We start from the raw sequence: 15,979 nt of genomic DNA on the forward strand, positions 1-15,979 counted from the left end.
GGAGTGTCTCAATCTAGTTTGAGATGACTACACTTTTTGAGTTGCCGCCAGTTCCCTGAAGATGGCCAGCCTCCAGATGGTTGACAGCTACCTATGGCACACTGAGAAAAAAGGAGTTGGAGCCCCAGCCTCTTATGCCACAACCGCAGCCCCCCAGAAGACTGGAAGACCAGTTTGTCGAGAATGTCTCCCGTTATCCCACTTACTTTATTACCGTTTTGCTGGGGGGTATCTGGGCTGGCCTCCAGCCTTTTGTTAGCCTGTATCGCAAAAGTCCAACAGCGGCGGCTATGGTTACGCTGGGATCCCTTTTGTTGCTTCTATTTGTTTATTTCACCCTGCGAGGCATGACAGGGAATACCTTTTGGCCAGAATAGATACTGGGTTGAGGTTGGGGCCCATGGGCGAAGCTGTGCAGTGGACGCCGGCAGCATAAGCACGCCTCAAGGGGATCCCTCTTTTTCGCCCCACTGCTGACAAGAAGTAAAGTGCTCCGCACCGCTCGCGCGAATGAAAAGTTTGCCCCGGAATGGTGGCGATCTATGGGCAGGCCAAGCCTCAATTGGCTCTTCAGGGATCCCGGCTGCAAGCTGTAGCGAGGGGATTGGATTTGCCGCTAGCTTGGTAGAGGTGTTCTCCTCCGTTTTTTGAACTCATGGCAGATTGGATCCTGTTGGCGCTGGTGGGTTCTGCAACCTACCTGCTGCTGCAAAAAAGTGTGGCCCGCCTTTCGAAGGTGCCGTGGCGGATCCTGTGGCTGGTGATGATGCTGCCCCCTTTGGTTTGGGTGCTGGGGCGTCAGGTGTTTCAGTACGAATTGCCTCCCTTGCTGATGTTGCTGCTGTTTCTCACCTCCTACTTTACCAGCATGACCTTGGTGAGACGAGGGGGCATTCGACCCTCAACCGGAGGCCCTCGGCCAGAGGTGGAAAACTCCTCTCCAGAAGCGGATCCCTCGCCGGCTGGGGAACCTGAGCCAGAGGAAGAGGAGGAAGACGGCGCCGCAGATCCGGTCTCGCTGGCTCTTGCCCACACCCCCATCTCCGAAGTGCCGCGGGAGAAGCTGAGCCATTGCTTCCCCTGGAACGTCTTTTATTTGCAAAATGTGGAGTACCGCCCCCAGGCGATCATCTGCCGGGGCAACTTGCGGGCGGATCCCAGTGAAGCCTATGAGCGGGTGCAGCAAAACGTGGAAACCACTTTCGGCAAACGCTTTTTGGTGGTGCTGCAGGAGGGGTTTGCCGGTAAGCCCTTTTTTGCCTTGGTGCCCAACCCGGCGGCGCGGCGCTCCCTGGCGGACAGTCGAGAGTTGCCGCTGCTGGCTTTGGGGCTGTTGCTATTCACCTTCTGGACAACCCTCAGTGCTGGGGCCCAAGCGGCTGGGGTTAGCCCTGACCGGCTGCTGCATTTGCCCTCTCTGATGAAAGGATTGCCCTATGCGGTCGGGATCCTTGCCATTTTGGGATCCCATGAGTGGACTCGTTACTGGGTGGCCCGCCGCCACCACATCAAAACCTCGCTGCCCTATTTCATCCCGGTGCCTTTTGTCCTAGGGACTTTTGGGGCGTTTATCCAGTTGAAAGAGCCGGTGCCCAACCGCAAGGTGTTGTTTGATATCGCCGCCGCTGGGCCGCTGGCAGGGAGTCTTGTTGCTTTGGGCATGCTGTTGCTGGGGCTGGTGTTTTCAGCGCCTGCAGATCCTCCCACGGTGCCGGAGGGGCAGCCGACCCCGATTAGTTTTCATCGCATTGACCCGCGCCTATCGGTGCTGCTGGCAATTCTGGCCCGCATGGTGCTGGGGGATCAGTTGCAGCCGGGGCAGGTGATCGAGCTGCACCCGCTGGCCTTTGCCGGCTGGCTGGGCTTGGTGGTGATTGCCTTTAACCTCATGCCGGTGGGCCAACTGGATGGAGGGCACATTGTCCACGCAGTGTATGGACAGCGGATGGGAGCGAATGTGGGCCGGGTAGCCCGCTGGTTGGTGTTGCTGCTGGCTTTGACGGTGCAGCCTTGGCTGTTGCTCTGGGCGCTGCTGCTGTTTGTGATTTCCAGTGCTGACGAGCCGGCCCTCAACGATGTGACGGAACTGGACGAGGCCCGGGATCTGCTGGGGCTGGGGATGCTAACGCTGCTGGTGCTGATCCTGCTGCCGGTACCGCCGTTTTTGCAAAATGGACTGGGCTTGGCCTAGATCCGGGGTAGGATCCAAACCGCCCCTGACCTCATTCTCCTCTCATGCAACGCAGCTTAATTGTTCAAAAGTACGGCGGTACCTCTGTCGGCTCTGTGGAGCGTATCCAGGCCGTGGCTCAACGGGTGGCCCACACGGTGAAGGCAGGGCATCGGGTGGTGGTGGTGGTCTCGGCGATGGGGGATGAAACCGATCGCCTTGTGGGCTTGGGGGAGCAGATCTTGCAGGGATCCCCGACCACACCGGCCCAGTTGCGGGAATGGGATATGCTCCTTTCCACCGGTGAGCAGGTGAGCATTGCCCTGGTGGCCTTGGCGCTGCAACGCTTGGGGTGTCCTGCCCTTTCCCTGACGGCAGCCCAGGTGGGCATTGTCACCACTCGGGATCACAGCCGGGCCCGCATTTTGCACATCCACACCGACCGCCTGTGGCAGCACCTGGAGCGGGAAGAGGTGGTGGTGGTGGCCGGGTTTCAGGGCATCACCAGCCTGGCGGAGCTGGAGATCACCACCCTGGGTCGGGGGGGATCCGACACCACGGCGGTGGCCTTGGCAGTGGCTTTGGGAGCAGAGCTGTGTGAGATCTACACCGATGTGCCGGGGATCTTCACCACGGATCCGCGTAAGGTGCCTGAGGCCAGGCTGTTGCCGGAGATCACCAGTGATGAAATGTTGGAGCTGGCCAGCTTGGGGGCCCAGGTGCTGCATCCCCGCTCGGTGGAAATTGCCCGCAACTACGGTGTGAAGCTGCGGGTGCGCTCCAGCTTGGAGCCGTTGCAGGCGGGATGCGAGGGCACTCTCATTCTTTCTCCTCCCCCCCGTCCTCGTGCTGCCGACAGCAGTATCGAGCTGGGCCTGGCGGTGGATACGGTGGAGCTGGATCGGGATCAGGCCAAGTTGGTGTTGGTGGGGGTGCCGGATCGCCCTGGCATTGCCGCCCAGCTCTTTCAGGGGATCGCGGCGGCAGGGGTGAATGTGGATTTGATTTTGCAGTCGCTCCAGTTCACAGCCGCTCACGCCAGCGGGACGGACTCCTTGCCGCAGGGATCCGTGCCCCAGCCCACCAATGACATTGCCTTTACGGTCAGTCGGTCGCAGGTGACCGAGGCTGCAGCCGTTGCCCGGCGGATTGGCCAAGAGCTGCAGTGTGCAGCGGTGATTGTGGATGAGGCGGTGGCCAAAGTCAGCATTGCCGGGGTGGGGATGATGGGCCGACCTGGGATCGCGGCGCAAATGTTCCAGGTGCTGGCCGAGGCCGGGATCAATTTGCAGATGATCTCCATGTCCGAGATCAAGGTGAGCTGTGTGGTGGCTGCGGAGCGGGCCGGGGATGCCGCCTTGGCTCTGGGAGAGTCGTTCCAGGTGATCCCCCACTTGCATCGGGCAAAGATGCCGGCTGCCCCTCAAGACAGCCACCCGGTACGCGGTGTTGCCTTGGATTTGAAGCAATCGCGGCTGGGCCTTCGCAAAGTGCCGGATCGTCCGGGAACTGCCGCCCATTTGTTCGGGCGCTTGGCGGCTGCCGGGATCATCGTGGACACCATCATCCAAAGCCAGCGGGGCTACCACAACGGGATCCCCAGTACCGACATTGCCTTTACCGTGCCTCAGGATCAAGCGATGGCTGCTGAGGCAGTCTGCCGGCAGGTGGCCGAAGAGCTCCAGGCGGCAGGAGTTGACGCGGATCACGACATTGCCAAGGTCAGCATTGTCGGCGCCGAGATGGAAACCTATCCCGGCGTGGCTGCTCGCCTGTTTGCAGCCCTAGCCGAAGCCGGAATCAACATCGAGATGATCGCCACCTCGGAGATCAAGGTGAGCTGTGTAGTGCGCCGGGATCGAGGGATCCCGGCCTTGCAAGCTATTCACCGCGCTTTCCGGCTGGACTGCCCCTAGCCTGCCTCAGGGTTGAGCCGCCAGCAGCAGGGGGAAATGGTGGGCGTTGGGGGCGTGCATCACTTGGATCCCCAGATTGGCGCGGTTGAGGAGATCGGCGTAGGTGGGGATGAAGCGGCCCTGGCTGTCCAGGATGGACTGGTTGAAGTTAAAGCCGTTCAAGTTAAAGGCCATCAGGCCGATACCTATCGCCGCCGCCCAGATCCCCACCGTGGGCAGGGCCGCCATCCAGAAGTGGACGGAACGGCTGTTTCTCAGGCCCAGGCCGGGGAACCCCAGCCGCCCCAAGAACGCGTAGTGCCCGGCCAGGAAGTTGTAGGTGACTTCCTCCTGCCCGAAGCGGTAGCCGGCATTTTGTGACTCTTCTTCCGAGGTCTCGCGGATTAGGCTGGAGATCACCAGGGAGCCGTGCAGGGAGGCCAGCAGAGCGCCGCCAAAGACGCCGGCCACCCCCAGCCAGCTAGCAGGGTGCATGAGGATATTGTGCTCCGCCTGGAAAGCCAGCATGAAGTAGAAGGTGCCGGCGATCCCCAGGGGCAAGCCCTCCGAGAAACTGCCCTGGCCGATGGGGTAAACCAAGAGCACTGCCGTAGCCGCCGCCGCCGGAGCGGAAAACGCCACCGCAATCCAGGGACGCATGCCCAAGCGATAGCTCAGCTCCCATTGCCGGCCCAGATAGCACCACACCCCAATCAAAAAATGGAGCACGATCAGTTGGTAGGGGCCGCCGTTGTAGAGCCATTCATCCAAAGAAGCGGCTTCCCAAATGGGGTAGAAGTGCAGGCCAATGGCCGCTGAGGTGGGCACCACCGCCGCCGAGATGAGATTGTTCCCCCCTATCAAAGAGCCGATCACCGGCTCGCGGATCCCATCCACATCCACCGGCGGAGCAGCAATAAAAGCGATTACAAAACAAAAGGCAGCCGCCAACAAGGTCGGGATCATCAACACGCCAAACCAGCCGATGTACAGCCGGTTTTCGGTGCTGGTTATCCATTGACAAAAGCCATTCCAACTCCAGAGCTGCCGTGCAGCCGAGGAGCGGCGAATTACCGTACTCATAGGCCAACTCCTAAAGAGACAAAACCATTCTTTGCTTTGTCGGCTTCCTTGAACGGGGCAAAACTCTTCCCGCGCCGACCGCCAAAAGCGTCTCCTTCTTTCAGGCTAGACAGTTTTAGGGACGCCGACAGGGATCCCTAACTTTCGCAACGGGACTGTGAAAAAAATGGATTTGTCGATACAAATCAGCACCCGCCTGTTGCAATTGGGATATCTTTGAGAGCTTCCCGGCAGTTGATGGCAGCCAAGCTCGAGCAGATGTTTCTCAAGAATGGGTTCAAGAAAGAGAAGTCGTTCAGGATCCGCTTTTTCTCCTGCCGGCAAGACCCTATGGGCTCTTCATGGGGCTTCCAGAAGTTTGCTTGGGGCATTCCTGGGTGGAAAAAAATCCTGCAAGCACTTCACCTGCAGGGATCCCGACTGCAAAGCACGGATGGCAGCCGCAGTGGCTTTGGCTCCTGCCAGGGTTGTCACCAGAGGGATCTTGTAGGCCAGGGCAGTGCGGCGGATCTTTTGGCCATCTTGCTGCGCCTCGACACCGGAAGGGGTGTTGATAATGAGCTGAATCTGGTGATTTTTGATGGCGTCGATGACGTGGGGCCGCCCCTCGTGCAGCTTGAGGACTTTATCCACCGGGATCCCGTGCTCGGCTAAAACTTTTTGGGTTCCTTCGGTGGCCAACAGGCGAAAGCCCAGCCCCACAAACTCGCGGGCTACCGGGATGACCGCCTGTTTATCCCGGTCGCTGACGCTGATGAACACCGTCCCCTGGAGAGGCAGATTCTGCCCCGCCGCCAGTTGGGCTTTGGCGTAAGCGCGGCCAAAGTCCGTGTCAATGCCCATCACCTCACCGGTGGAGCGCATCTCCGGCCCCAGCAGCGTGTCGGTGCCGGGAAACTTGTGGAAGGGCAAAACCGCTTCCTTGACGGCAATGTGAGAGGGGATCACCTCCTGGGTAAAGCCCAGCTCTTCCAGAGTTTTGCCGCTCATCACCTGAGCGGCGTAGTCCGCCAGCGGATGGCCGATGGCCTTGCTGACGAAGGGGACGGTGCGGGAGGCGCGCGGATTGGCCTCCAGGATATAGACTTGACCTTTTTGGACGGCGTATTGCACGTTGATCAGGCCCACCACCTTCAGAGCTTGGGCCAACTTCACCGTCCACTCGCGGATCACCCGCAGCACCTCGGGGCTGAGGGTGCGGCTGGGCAATACACAGGCCGAATCGCCCGAGTGGATCCCGGCCTGCTCGATGTGCTCCAGAATGCCGCCGATGGTAACAGCGCCGGTGCGGTCGGCAATGGCATCCACATCCACCTCCACCGCCTCTTCCAGGAACTGATCCACCAGCACCGGACGATCCGGATCCACCGCCACCGCCAGTTGCATGTAGCGCTGCAGGTCTTGGTCGGAATAGACGATCTCCATGGCTCGTCCCCCCAAGACGTAGCTGGGCCGCACCACCACCGGATAGCCGATGCGGCGGGCAATTTCCAAGCTTTCTTCCACGCTGCGGGCAATGCCGTTGGCCGGTTGGCGAATATCCAACTCCCGCAAGATGCGCTCGAAGCGCCCCCGATCCTCAGCAATGTCGATGGAGTCGGGGGAAGTTCCCCAGATGGGAGCCTGGGCTGCTGCCAGCCCCTGCGCCAGCTTGAGCGGGGTTTGGCCGCCAAATTGCACGATCAGGCCGACCGGCTGCTCAGCATCCACCAAGTTCATCACCTCTTCATGGGTGAGCGGCTCAAAATAGAGGCGATCGGCGGTGTCGTAGTCGGTGGAAACGGTTTCCGGGTTGGAGTTGACCATGATCGCTTCGTAACCCAGGCGGCTGAGGGCAAAGGCAGCATGGCAGCAGCAGTAGTCGAATTCGATCCCCTGGCCGATGCGGTTGGGGCCACCTCCCAAGATCATCACCTTCTCTTTGCGGGCCGGGAAAATCTCCGACTCGCTCTCGTAGGTGGAGTACTGGTAGGGGGTAGCAGCCTCAAATTCGGCGGCGCAGGTATCTACAGTTTTGTAGGTGGGGATCACCCCCAGGCTTTTGCGACGGGCCCGCACCTGATGTTCCGTGGATCCGGTTAGGTGGGCAATTTGTCGGTCGCTGAAGCCCATTTGCTTGAGGTGTCTCAAGTCGTCAGCGCTCAGGGATCCCAGCTCCCGCCCCTTGAGGGCCTGCTCCACCTCCACCAACTCCTGCAGCTTGTCGATAAACCAGGGATCGATGTGGGTGAGTTGGGCAATCTCCTGGGCAGAAAAGCCCATGAGCAGAGCGGTGCGGATGGTGAGCAGGCGGAAGGGGTTGGGGGTGCGCAGGTTGGCCCGCACTTCCTCCGGCTTGGGGAAAACCTCCGGCCTATCGCTGCCAAAACCGGGACGGTCGATTTCCAAAGAGCGCAGGGCCTTCTGGATGGATTCTTGAAAAGTGCGGCCAATGGCCATCGCCTCCCCCACCGATTTCATCTGGGTGGTGAGAACCGGCTCTGCGCCGGGGAATTTTTCAAAAGCAAAGCGAGGGATCTTGGTGACCACATAGTCGATGGTGGGCTCGAAGCTGGCCGGAGTTTTGCGGGTGATGTCGTTGGGGATCTCCGGCAGCGTGTAGCCCACTGCCAATTTGGCGGCAATTTTGGCGATGGGAAAGCCGGTGGCCTTGCTGGCCAAAGCAGAAGAGCGGGAGACCCGCGGGTTCATCTCGATCACCCGCACCTCGCCGTTGGCAGGGTTGACGGCAAATTGCACGTTGGATCCCCCGGTCTCTACGCCAATTTCGCGCATGATGGCAATGGCGTAGTCCCGCAGCCGCTGGTATTCCTTGTCGGTGAGGGTTTGGGCCGGGGCCACGGTGATGGAGTCGCCGGTGTGCACCCCCATTGGGTCGATGTTTTCTATGGAGCAGATGATCACCACGTTATCCGCCAGATCCCGCATCACCTCCAGCTCAAACTCCTTCCAGCCGATGACCGATTCTTCCACCAAGATCTGGGAAACGGGGCTGGCTTCCAAACCGGCGGCGCAGATCTCTTCAAACTCCTCCTGGTTGTAAGCCACCCCACCACCGGTGCCCCCCAGGGTATAGGCCGGGCGGATGATGAGGGGATAGCCGATCTCCTGGGCAATCTGCTTGGCTTCTTCCAGGGTGTGGGCCAGGCCAGAGCGGGGCACGGCCAAGCCAATCCGCTGCATGGCTTGCTTGAAGAGATCGCGGTCTTCGGCTTTTTCAATGGCCTCCCGCTTGGCCCCAATCAACTCTACCCCGTACTGCTCCAGGATCCCTTGCTGGGCCAGTTGCACCGCCACGTTGAGGGCCGTCTGGCCGCCCATGGTGGGCAGCAAAGCATCAGGGCGCTCCCGCTCGATGATTTTGGCCACAAAGTCCACCGTCACCGGCTCGATGTAGGTGCGCTCCGCCATACTGGGATCCGTCATGATGGTGGCGGGGTTAGAGTTGACCAAAACGACCTCATAGCCCTCTTCCCGCAGGGCTTTGCAGGCTTGGGTGCCCGAGTAGTCGAATTCGCAGGCTTGGCCAATGACGATCGGCCCCGCTCCAATGAGCAAGATTTTGTGGATATCGGTGCGGCGCGGCATAGGGATCCCAGAGGTGGCAGAGTCAGCCTTCTATTGTAGAGGTCACCTGCAGGTCAAGTTGCTCATCGGGATCCCTCTTTTTTGAGTGTTGCGCTTTCAAAGGCTATGCACAGCAGGCAGAGCTTGGATCCCTGGCAGGCAGGAGTTCTCTGGGGCAACCCGCAAAAGGGCAGCTTCTTCATCAGTATCAATAGACGGGAAAACTTGAACTTTAGATGATATCAATGCTATCGTCGCAGCAAAGCCGCCCAGGGATCTGCCGATCGAGGAAACGCTCTATGGCCACGTTAATTGTTCGCAATGTTGACGAAGCCATTGTCAAAGCTCTCAAACAAAGGGCTAGTCGTCACGGCGTTAGTGCAGAGGCCGAACACCGCAAAATCCTAGAGCAAGTCTTACTCCAGCCTGCGAAACAGTCCTTTGCCGAAGTGCTCAGATCGATACCTAACGTTGGCAACGATTCAGACTTTGAGCGGGTGCAAGATAACACTGCCCATGACGTATTTGCTTGACACTAACGTCATCAGTGAGCTGCGCAAACACAGTCAAGCCAACTCCGGGGTTCAAGAATTTCTTCAAACTGCCATTGAGCAAGAGGCCCGCATCTACATCAGCGTGATCACGCTGGGCGAACTCCGCCGAGGCGTTGAACTCATGCGCCATCGCGGCGATCATCTGCAAGCCAACCTTCTGGGGAGGTGGCTGCAAACGGTTGTCGATGACTATGCCGATCACATTCTTGATTTCACAATTACCGAAGCCCAGGTATGGGGAAGCCTGTGCGTACCTCACTCTCAAAATGCGATTGACAAACAACTGGCTGCTACAGCCTTGGTTTACGGACTTACCCTGGTTACTCGCAATGTCCGTGATTTTGCCGGGACAGGGGTACCTCTCATTAACCCATTTAGACCCTCATAACAAGCCGCGGTAGCGAATAAAGATCAAAACTGCCGCCCAGGATCCCAGCGCCACTTTGATGGCTACCAAAATGTTAAGAATCGGGATCCAACCGCCGCTAAACAGAGCTCCCAACTCCCCTCTAGGCAATTCCCAGCCGGCCAGAGCCATCACAGCCACCCCGATAAACGCCACCACCGACAGCTTCTCCCACATCGCAGCCCGCCACCGTTTGTAGATGGCCTCCATCCAGGCGGAAGAGGCGGTGATCGCCACCAAGCCAATGGCTGTCCCTCCTGCCACCCCAGCAGCAAAGCCCCCGCCCGGCGTCAGGTGCCCTCGAATGGCAAGCTCCACCGCGATCAAAGCCGAAATGGTGGCTCCCACTCGCGCCAACACAATCGAGGGAATATCGGTAAATTGAGCTACATTGGCTGTCGGCTGCTCATCCGCCAGCAGGTATTGGGCGCCCAAAATCGCCGTGGAAAACACCACCACTTCAAAGACCGTATCGTAGAGGCGGTTGCGCAGAATGAGACCCGTCACCGCGTTGGGCACACCGCTTTCGCTGGCCAGAATCTCCACTGCCTCGACTAAGGCCACGCCCGCTGTGGGATTGGGGGACACGGATCCCACCTCGCCCACAATGAGCTGTAGGGCTGCCAGCAGCACCGCTATCCCGTACACCCACTTCATGTCGCCATCACCTCAGCGGCCAGAGCTTGCTGCGCCAAAATGGCCTGCAGGCGGGGTACGCGTGTAACCAGGCGATACTCTGCTGCTTCTCCACCGGGCTCAAGGGCAATGGTGTGTACCTCTCGGCTGCGAAGAGCAGCCACCAACGCCTCCGAACTCCCATAGGCGGCCAACTCCAAGCGCATGTGATACCGCTGTAGCCCTTGGCGCATCTGCTGTAACAACTGCCGTGCTGCTGAGGTACTGGCCTCCAGCACAGGGCTGCCTTCAAGAACGCCCAGGCGCATACTCAGCGAAGAGCGCACCGCAATGGCGTAGAGGGTAATGGAAAGCATAGTGCCCACCAGCGCCTCGGTCAGAGCCACATCCGCCGCCCCAAACAGCGCATAGATCAGGGCGGCAATCGTCCCCAGGATCCCTCGCATTACCAAGGCGTGGTAGGGATTGGTCTGAGTCACCACCAAGCTTGCCGTCAGGGGCAGGAGTAACGCCATCACCAGCAACAGGGTCTCTTCCATCCTGCCCTCCTATAGGGACTTGCGCTGCGAGCAAAACGCCAGCACATAGCCCAGAATGGTATTCCAAATAGCCAGGGAGATCAGTGCCAACACCAACAGGGGCCATTCCCGTGGGATCCGCAACAGCAGCCCCAGCATGATGCTCATAGAGCCCAGGGTGTCCGACACCGAAAGGCCGTGCAGCTTAAATAAAATCGAGCGATCCCCAAGGAGCGGCGCCGTTCCCCACAACCAAAACAGCACACCAATCCCAAACAACAGATAGCTCAGACCTTCCACCCAGACTTCCATACCTACCCCCAGGGCCTTTCTAAAGCATTTCCAGCCGTTTCAGTACATGAGCCAAGAGCATTAAGGCCGCATTGCCCACCGACAAAATCAAAACCCCCACAATCCCGATCATCCAATCATCCCGCACCACCGACACCACCAAAATCAGGATGGCCGTCTTTGTGGCCAAGCTGGCAAAGGCGAGCATCGTCTGCCAAATATCTTCCTTCAGCCAAGCGGCATACAGGGGCAAGCACAGCGTTAGGGTCAGGAGAAACAGCAGTAGGTTCACACGTCCTCCCGCGGCTTGAGCATATGGACTTCATAAGTGCCTTGGGCATTGCAATTGAGCACGATGGTTTTGGGCGTGAAGGTAATTAAAAAGATATCCAGAAACACCAGCCCTGCTGAACGGTTGGGCAGGGTTTGTTTGTATACAACTTCCTCAACAGTGTGGGGCTTGAGGATCATCTCGAAGGCTTCCCAGTAGGCTCTTGGGATGGCGAGAAGAATTTCCTGGAGCACTCGCCCCCAATCCCGCCATTGCACCGGTGCGGAAGCCTGGCGCGGCAGCAGCAACGTTGCCGCCACCCCGATGGCCACATTGTCCCAGCTCAGATTGCCCGTCAGCAGAAACCAAATCAAGAGGCGCAGGCCGATCTCCAATAGACCCAACTCAGGGTAGCGTCCCATAGTTCCCCACAGCTAACAGAGCCCAAACCAGCACCAACACTATGCTCAAGCCGCCCACCACTGCTTCCAGCCCTTCGTTCACCGACCCTCCCTTCAAAGGGATCCGCTCCCAAAACCAGCCTAGGGGGATCCCAACGCCCAAACTGAGGAGCGCCTTGAGAAGATTGTCAGCGCCATAGGCCGCCGGTAGCCAGCCCCAGAGCAAGCCCCCACCCCAAAGCACCAGTGCCACTTTATCTTGCCAAGGAGTTGCAGAGGTGGTTGCCCCCTTCATTGGAGAAACAGGTGCCCGCAGCACTCGCACGCCTAAACAAGTGGTGCCGACGGTAACCCCCACCAGCAGCCACTCGTGCCAGGGATCCAGAGCAGACAAGCTGAGGGCCTTGGCCGCATACCCCAAACTGCCGGGTACCCCTGCCAGGGAAGCCGTCCCCAAGAGCAGCATCGGCCAACGCCAGGGATGGGTCACGCTTGTTCCAACAAACAGCAAGGGCTTTGCCAACCCATGGGCAAGACCGTACAAACCTGCCCATTGAGGGGCAGCAATCACAAATCCCATCTGCGATACCGAGCTCCAGGCGAGAAGGTGCTGGGGCGTGCTCCCCATCAAGGCCAGTAGGATCCCGAAAACGGCTGAACCAGCGCTCAAGTAGGGCAACCCCTGGGCCAAGACCGGCGAAGCCTCGCTGCAGCGCACCAAAGCCATGGCTCCTGCTTTGGTCGTAAAACCGCTGAGCACCGCCGCGATAACGGGATCCGCGGTAACGTAGGTGAGGGGCAGCCACAGGCCGGCAACGAAGATCGCCCCCTTGGCCAAAAGACCCACAGCAATCAGCGCCAAGGCCGTGGGGTCGGCCATAACCAAACTGCTCATCGCCAGGGATCCCGTGCGCACATAGACCAGGATTGCGCCCATCAGGTAGAAGAGCATGGCCACATTGCTCATGAAAAGGTAGCGCAGCCCCACCCAGAGCTGGCGATCGCGGTGCGGAGCATTTTCTTCCACTGTGGGTTGGCCCTCAGCCCGCCGCCCATAGGTCAGCAGCAAAAACACGCCGATGCTGAGCACCTCCAGGGAAACGTAGACGCTGATCAGGTCGGCACTGATGATGACGGCGTTGGCGCTACCGTGCACGATCAGTAGCTGCATGGCCAGAAAGCGGCTGCCCGCAAAGCGTCTATCCAAATACAGCGCCACCCCCAGCGTGACCAGGCCGTGGGCCAAGAGCATCGCTGCTCCATTGGCATCGATCCGCAGCGTCACCCCGAAGTGATCCAAAAGCTGCAGCTCCAAGGGCGCAGCGGTTGTGCCGGGCAAGCCCCCCTGCTGCACCGCATAGACCACCGTCAGCGCGGCCATCCCCACCAGGCTGGGACGGGTCAGGGCCGGCATCAAGTAGGTTGTGAAGGCCAGTAGAAAGGGCAATGCCACCCACACCAGCGTCAGCTCAGTCATCGGTAAAAGTGCTCTGCGCCCCTGACGCGACTGCCTGTTCGATGCTCTCGACTTCGAGGGTGGGATGATTGCGGGACAGCTTCATCACCCCCACCAACATCAAGGCTTGTACCGATAGGCCAATGACGATGGCCGTGAGGATGATCCCCTGAGGCACCGGGTCGGCATAGTCCAGCTCGCGCCAGGGTTTGTAGATGGGGGTGAACACACCGCTCCGGGCTGCCCAGATCACGAAGAAGGCGATGACCCCGGTGCTCATAACATCCATAGACAGGATCTTCATAATGAGGTTGCGCTTGACCACGACTCCCCAGAAGCCAAGGAAGATCGTGAGGATGACGGCGGCACTTAACATGGACACCTCGCTTGCTGCGCTCGAGCTATCTGGTCGCTCAGTCGTTCTAAGGCTACGCCCGCTACGTGACCAGTATCCAGCTTCCGCAGCCGCGGCAGCCAGATAGCCTGTGGCCGGCTGCAACGCTGCCGGGATCCCCATCTCCCCAACAAGGCCGGGATCCCGAAGTAGAAAGAGTTGCAGACTCCGAATAAGCAACTTGACCCGACTTCTTGCCAGCTCTGGGGCTTGGTGGGATCCTGGTCATACACTTCTCATGCCAAGGTCGGAATTGATGGCCGCTGTCCGCAGTTTAAGTTGTTTTTAATGGCCTTGGCGGAACCGACTTCTGGATGCTGAAGAAAGGTGTTGGAGAAGGGGGTTTAAAAGCCGTGATGCTGCCGGTGGCGGAAGCAGAAGCCCTGATTTTGCAGGCGGCTCAGCCGCTGGGCCCAGAGTGGGTGGAGCTGGGATCCGCCCAAGGCCGCGTTCTCAGCCAAACTGTGTATAGCCCCCAGGATTTTCCGGCCCATCCCACCTCCAGTATGGATGGCTATGCCGTGCGCCATGAAGATGTGCAAGCGGGGATCCCTTGTGAGCTGCAGGTGATCGAGACTCTCCCCGCCGGAAAGGCACCCACCCGAGAGCTCCAGCCTGGACAAGCGGTGCGTCTCTACACCGGCTCCCTCTTGCCCAGCGGTGCGGACACCGTGGTGATGCAGGAATACACGCAGCAACCTTCGCCAGGAACCGTTCGCCTCTTGCAGCGTCCGCAGCGGGGCCAATTTGTCCGGCCTCAGGGAGACTTTGCCCGCCAGGGGGATCCCCTCCTGCCGGCAGGGCAGGCTTTGGGCGGAGCGGAGCTGGCCGTTTTGGCCGCCATCCGACAGGCGATGGTGCCGGTGTTTCGTCAGCCCCGGGTAGCCCTGTTCTCGACAGGGGATGAGTTGGTGCCCATCCAGCAGGTGCCGGGGCCGGGGCAGGTCGTGGATTCCAACCAGTACGGCTTAGCGGCTCTGGTCAAGGCAGCGGGTGGGATCCCGATCCAGTTGGGCATCGTGCCGGATCGGCTCCAGGTGTTGCGGCAGGTCGTCCAGCAGGCCCTGGCCTCCGCCGATGGGGTGATCTCTTCCGGAGGGGTATCGGTGGGGGATTTTGACCTGGTGGAAAAGGTGCTGGAGGAGTTGGGAGGCGAGATTTTCATCCGCAGCGTGGCCATCAAGCCGGGCAAACCCCTGACGGTGGCTCGTTTTCCCAATCCCCACGGCCCCCCCAAGCTCTACTTTGGCCTGCCGGGCAACCCTGCCTCTGCCCTGGTGACCTTCTGGCGCTTTTTGCACCCGGCCCTGCGAAAAATGGGCGGATCCCTGCCCCCCTACTGGCAGATCCTCTCCGCCTTCAGCCCGGTGGATCTGCATGCCGACGGTCAGCGGGAACACTATCTCTGGGGACGGCTGCAGGTCAGGCCTGAGGGGATCCAATTTCAGCCCGCCGCCAACCTCAATTCCGGCAATCTCATCAGTCTGGCCGGCTGTAATGCCTTGGCTGTGCTGCCAGTAGGGACAACCCAGATCCCTGCCGGTTCGCCCGTTCAGGTGCTGCAACTGCCCTGAAGATCCCTAGCCCTCCTCTCGCTGCTGCTGGAATAGCCGCCATAGTCAATCCAAATAACAATGAGACGCTAGCCAGTACAACAGTTCCGTCTGCAACAGCGGACCGCAGGCCTTATCACTTCATCCACAGAAGTTCCTCTATCAGCATGCATCCTTGCCCTCTTGAGAGCACTAAAGTCACCCTCAATCTCATTCAAGTCTGGCGAGGGCCTCAGCAAAAAACCACCTCCTGCCCTGCCGCTTTCATCAAATCCTTTATCCTTCCCTTCCGTTCGCCGAGCAGGCCCTAGGCCTTTGAATCGGCCCATTGCCCAGAGTCAATACAGATGTCCTCTCCAAACTCGGCATTTAGTGTCCCTCAAATTCTTCCGCATTCGAGCTACTTGAAAAAGCGTCGGGGCTATCAAACCCCCTCTCTCCTTCCTCCTACCGGCTACTCAGCTCTCTCTCTTCCCATAAACTTTCTCCCCTCTCTTTGGCCAAGCATAAAACAGGTGCGTATCTCCCCAAACCCTGTCTCGTCATTCTCTCATCATTCGCGTCAGCGGTGCAGAGCCCATTGTAAGCTAAACTCTCACTTCCATACTTCTGAACCAACTCCCTCAAGACCCTAGAGTCGTTGATTCTCTCTTGGATTCTCTCTTGCCAATCCCGCCCTCGGTGCCTTAACTCTTTTTTTTCGCGTTGTTTTCATCTTCCTAAGAGCATAGTAAATAGCACTGGGATGGACGCCAAACCTCTGGGCTCTATCCTTCAGTCGAGC

General features: G+C 59.3%; 15 protein-coding genes and 1 pseudogene. 6 read left to right on the forward strand and 10 right to left on the reverse strand.

Features of this window, described 5'->3' with window-relative positions:
• The first annotated feature begins 134 nt into the window (after positions 1 to 134).
• The 3 genes from NW819_RS02240 to NW819_RS02250 all read left to right on the forward strand — a co-directional run bounded on the left by NW819_RS02240 (position 135) and on the right by NW819_RS02250 (position 4,086).
• The gene (locus tag NW819_RS02240; RefSeq protein ID WP_414375147.1) at positions 135 to 377 is read left to right on the forward strand and encodes a DUF751 family protein; all 243 of its coding nucleotides are present in this window, start codon (positions 135 to 137) and stop codon (positions 375 to 377) included.
• A 278-nt stretch (positions 378 to 655) separates the two neighbouring features.
• Positions 656 to 2,191 carry a site-2 protease family protein gene (locus tag NW819_RS02245; RefSeq protein ID WP_414412765.1) on the forward strand — a complete coding sequence of 512 codons (1,536 nt, stop codon included), beginning with the start codon at positions 656 to 658 and terminating at the stop codon, positions 2,189 to 2,191.
• Between the two features lie 44 nt (positions 2,192 to 2,235).
• Positions 2,236 to 4,086 (forward strand): aspartate kinase, encoded by a 1,851-nt coding sequence (locus tag NW819_RS02250; RefSeq protein ID WP_414357731.1) that lies wholly within the window; start codon positions 2,236 to 2,238, stop codon positions 4,084 to 4,086.
• A 6-nt stretch (positions 4,087 to 4,092) separates the two neighbouring features.
• Here NW819_RS02250 and psbA read toward each other — a convergent pair whose 3' ends face one another.
• Positions 4,093 to 5,148, reverse strand: a complete 1,056-nt coding sequence (gene psbA, locus NW819_RS02255; protein WP_414412766.1) for a photosystem II q(b) protein — start codon at positions 5,146 to 5,148, stop codon at positions 4,093 to 4,095.
• A gap of 339 nt (positions 5,149 to 5,487) precedes the next feature.
• Complete coding sequence (carB, locus tag NW819_RS02260) at positions 5,488 to 8,736, reverse strand: carbamoyl-phosphate synthase large subunit (protein WP_414412767.1); 3,249 nt, start codon at positions 8,734 to 8,736, stop codon at positions 5,488 to 5,490.
• A 278-nt stretch (positions 8,737 to 9,014) separates the two neighbouring features.
• On the opposite strand from carB, the gene NW819_RS02265 reads away from it, so the two are divergent.
• Entirely contained in the window at positions 9,015 to 9,248 is a 234-nt protein-coding gene (locus tag NW819_RS02265) for a FitA-like ribbon-helix-helix domain-containing protein (protein ID WP_071818136.1), read from the forward strand.
• Positions 9,232 to 9,657 carry a type II toxin-antitoxin system VapC family toxin gene (locus tag NW819_RS02270; RefSeq protein WP_414412768.1) on the forward strand — a complete coding sequence of 142 codons (426 nt, stop codon included), beginning with the start codon at positions 9,232 to 9,234 and terminating at the stop codon, positions 9,655 to 9,657. Before NW819_RS02265 ends, NW819_RS02270 begins: the two co-directional genes overlap by 17 nt.
• Here NW819_RS02270 and NW819_RS02275 read toward each other — a convergent pair.
• From NW819_RS02275 to NW819_RS02305, 7 genes are read right to left on the reverse strand one after another with little or no spacing between them, the layout of a single operon-like run.
• Positions 9,652 to 10,332, reverse strand: a complete 681-nt coding sequence (locus tag NW819_RS02275) for a Na(+)/H(+) antiporter subunit B (RefSeq protein WP_414412769.1) — start codon at positions 10,330 to 10,332, stop codon at positions 9,652 to 9,654. The two genes, NW819_RS02270 and NW819_RS02275, sit on opposite strands and share 6 nt — an antisense overlap.
• On the reverse strand, positions 10,329 to 10,850 hold the full coding sequence (locus NW819_RS02280; RefSeq protein WP_414357736.1) for a DUF4040 domain-containing protein: 522 nt from the start codon (positions 10,848 to 10,850) through the stop codon (positions 10,329 to 10,331). Before NW819_RS02280 ends, NW819_RS02275 begins: the two co-directional genes overlap by 4 nt.
• Positions 10,851 to 10,859: 9 nt before the next feature.
• Positions 10,860 to 11,141 carry a monovalent cation/H(+) antiporter subunit G gene (locus NW819_RS02285; RefSeq protein ID WP_011431879.1) on the reverse strand — a complete coding sequence of 94 codons (282 nt, stop codon included), beginning with the start codon at positions 11,139 to 11,141 and terminating at the stop codon, positions 10,860 to 10,862.
• Positions 11,142 to 11,160: 19 nt separating this feature from the next.
• Positions 11,161 to 11,412, reverse strand: a complete 252-nt coding sequence (locus tag NW819_RS02290; RefSeq protein WP_011431878.1) for a hypothetical protein — start codon at positions 11,410 to 11,412, stop codon at positions 11,161 to 11,163.
• Positions 11,409 to 11,813, reverse strand: coding sequence for a cation:proton antiporter (locus NW819_RS02295; RefSeq protein ID WP_414412770.1), 405 nt, complete (start codon positions 11,811 to 11,813; stop codon positions 11,409 to 11,411). The genes NW819_RS02290 and NW819_RS02295 overlap by 4 nt, the downstream gene beginning before the upstream one ends.
• Positions 11,797 to 13,269, reverse strand: coding sequence for a cation:proton antiporter (locus NW819_RS02300; RefSeq protein ID WP_414412771.1), 1,473 nt, complete (start codon positions 13,267 to 13,269; stop codon positions 11,797 to 11,799). The genes NW819_RS02295 and NW819_RS02300 overlap by 17 nt, the downstream gene beginning before the upstream one ends.
• Positions 13,262 to 13,624, reverse strand: a complete 363-nt coding sequence (locus NW819_RS02305; RefSeq protein ID WP_414406349.1) for a cation:proton antiporter subunit C — start codon at positions 13,622 to 13,624, stop codon at positions 13,262 to 13,264. Before NW819_RS02305 ends, NW819_RS02300 begins: the two co-directional genes overlap by 8 nt.
• 332 nt (positions 13,625 to 13,956) lie before the next feature.
• Here NW819_RS02305 and glp point away from each other — a divergent pair, with 332 nt between their 5' ends.
• On the forward strand, positions 13,957 to 15,216 hold the full coding sequence (gene glp, locus NW819_RS02310) for a gephyrin-like molybdotransferase Glp (RefSeq protein ID WP_414412772.1): 1,260 nt from the start codon (positions 13,957 to 13,959) through the stop codon (positions 15,214 to 15,216).
• 68 nt (positions 15,217 to 15,284) lie between these two features.
• Here glp and NW819_RS02315 read toward each other — a convergent pair.
• Positions 15,285 to 15,979, reverse strand: a pseudogene (locus NW819_RS02315) (IS630 transposase-related protein); the annotation flags it as partial.

The organism is Synechococcus sp. R8-2, from assembly GCF_047461715.1.
In the GTDB taxonomy this organism is placed as follows: Bacteria; Cyanobacteriota; Cyanobacteriia; order Thermostichales; family Thermostichaceae; genus Thermostichus.

Coding starts and splice junctions, on each gene's coding strand:
- NW819_RS02300 (WP_414412771.1), bottom strand. CDS start 13,269: ATGACTGAGCTGACGCTGGTGTGGGTGGCATTGCCCTTTCTACTGGCC.
- NW819_RS02265 (WP_071818136.1), top strand. CDS start 9,015: ATGGCCACGTTAATTGTTCGCAATGTTGACGAAGCCATTGTCAAAGCT.
- NW819_RS02250 (WP_414357731.1), top strand. CDS start 2,236: ATGCAACGCAGCTTAATTGTTCAAAAGTACGGCGGTACCTCTGTCGGC.
- NW819_RS02275 (WP_414412769.1), bottom strand. CDS start 10,332: ATGAAGTGGGTGTACGGGATAGCGGTGCTGCTGGCAGCCCTACAGCTC.
- carB (WP_414412767.1), bottom strand. CDS start 8,736: ATGCCGCGCCGCACCGATATCCACAAAATCTTGCTCATTGGAGCGGGG.
- NW819_RS02295 (WP_414412770.1), bottom strand. CDS start 11,813: ATGGGACGCTACCCTGAGTTGGGTCTATTGGAGATCGGCCTGCGCCTC.
- NW819_RS02240 (WP_414375147.1), top strand. CDS start 135: ATGCCACAACCGCAGCCCCCCAGAAGACTGGAAGACCAGTTTGTCGAG.
- NW819_RS02270 (WP_414412768.1), top strand. CDS start 9,232: ATGACGTATTTGCTTGACACTAACGTCATCAGTGAGCTGCGCAAACAC.
- glp (WP_414412772.1), top strand. CDS start 13,957: ATGCTGAAGAAAGGTGTTGGAGAAGGGGGTTTAAAAGCCGTGATGCTG.
- NW819_RS02285 (WP_011431879.1), bottom strand. CDS start 11,141: ATGGAAGTCTGGGTGGAAGGTCTGAGCTATCTGTTGTTTGGGATTGGT.
- psbA (WP_414412766.1), bottom strand. CDS start 5,148: ATGAGTACGGTAATTCGCCGCTCCTCGGCTGCACGGCAGCTCTGGAGT.
- NW819_RS02245 (WP_414412765.1), top strand. CDS start 656: ATGGCAGATTGGATCCTGTTGGCGCTGGTGGGTTCTGCAACCTACCTG.
- NW819_RS02305 (WP_414406349.1), bottom strand. CDS start 13,624: ATGTTAAGTGCCGCCGTCATCCTCACGATCTTCCTTGGCTTCTGGGGA.
- NW819_RS02280 (WP_414357736.1), bottom strand. CDS start 10,850: ATGGAAGAGACCCTGTTGCTGGTGATGGCGTTACTCCTGCCCCTGACG.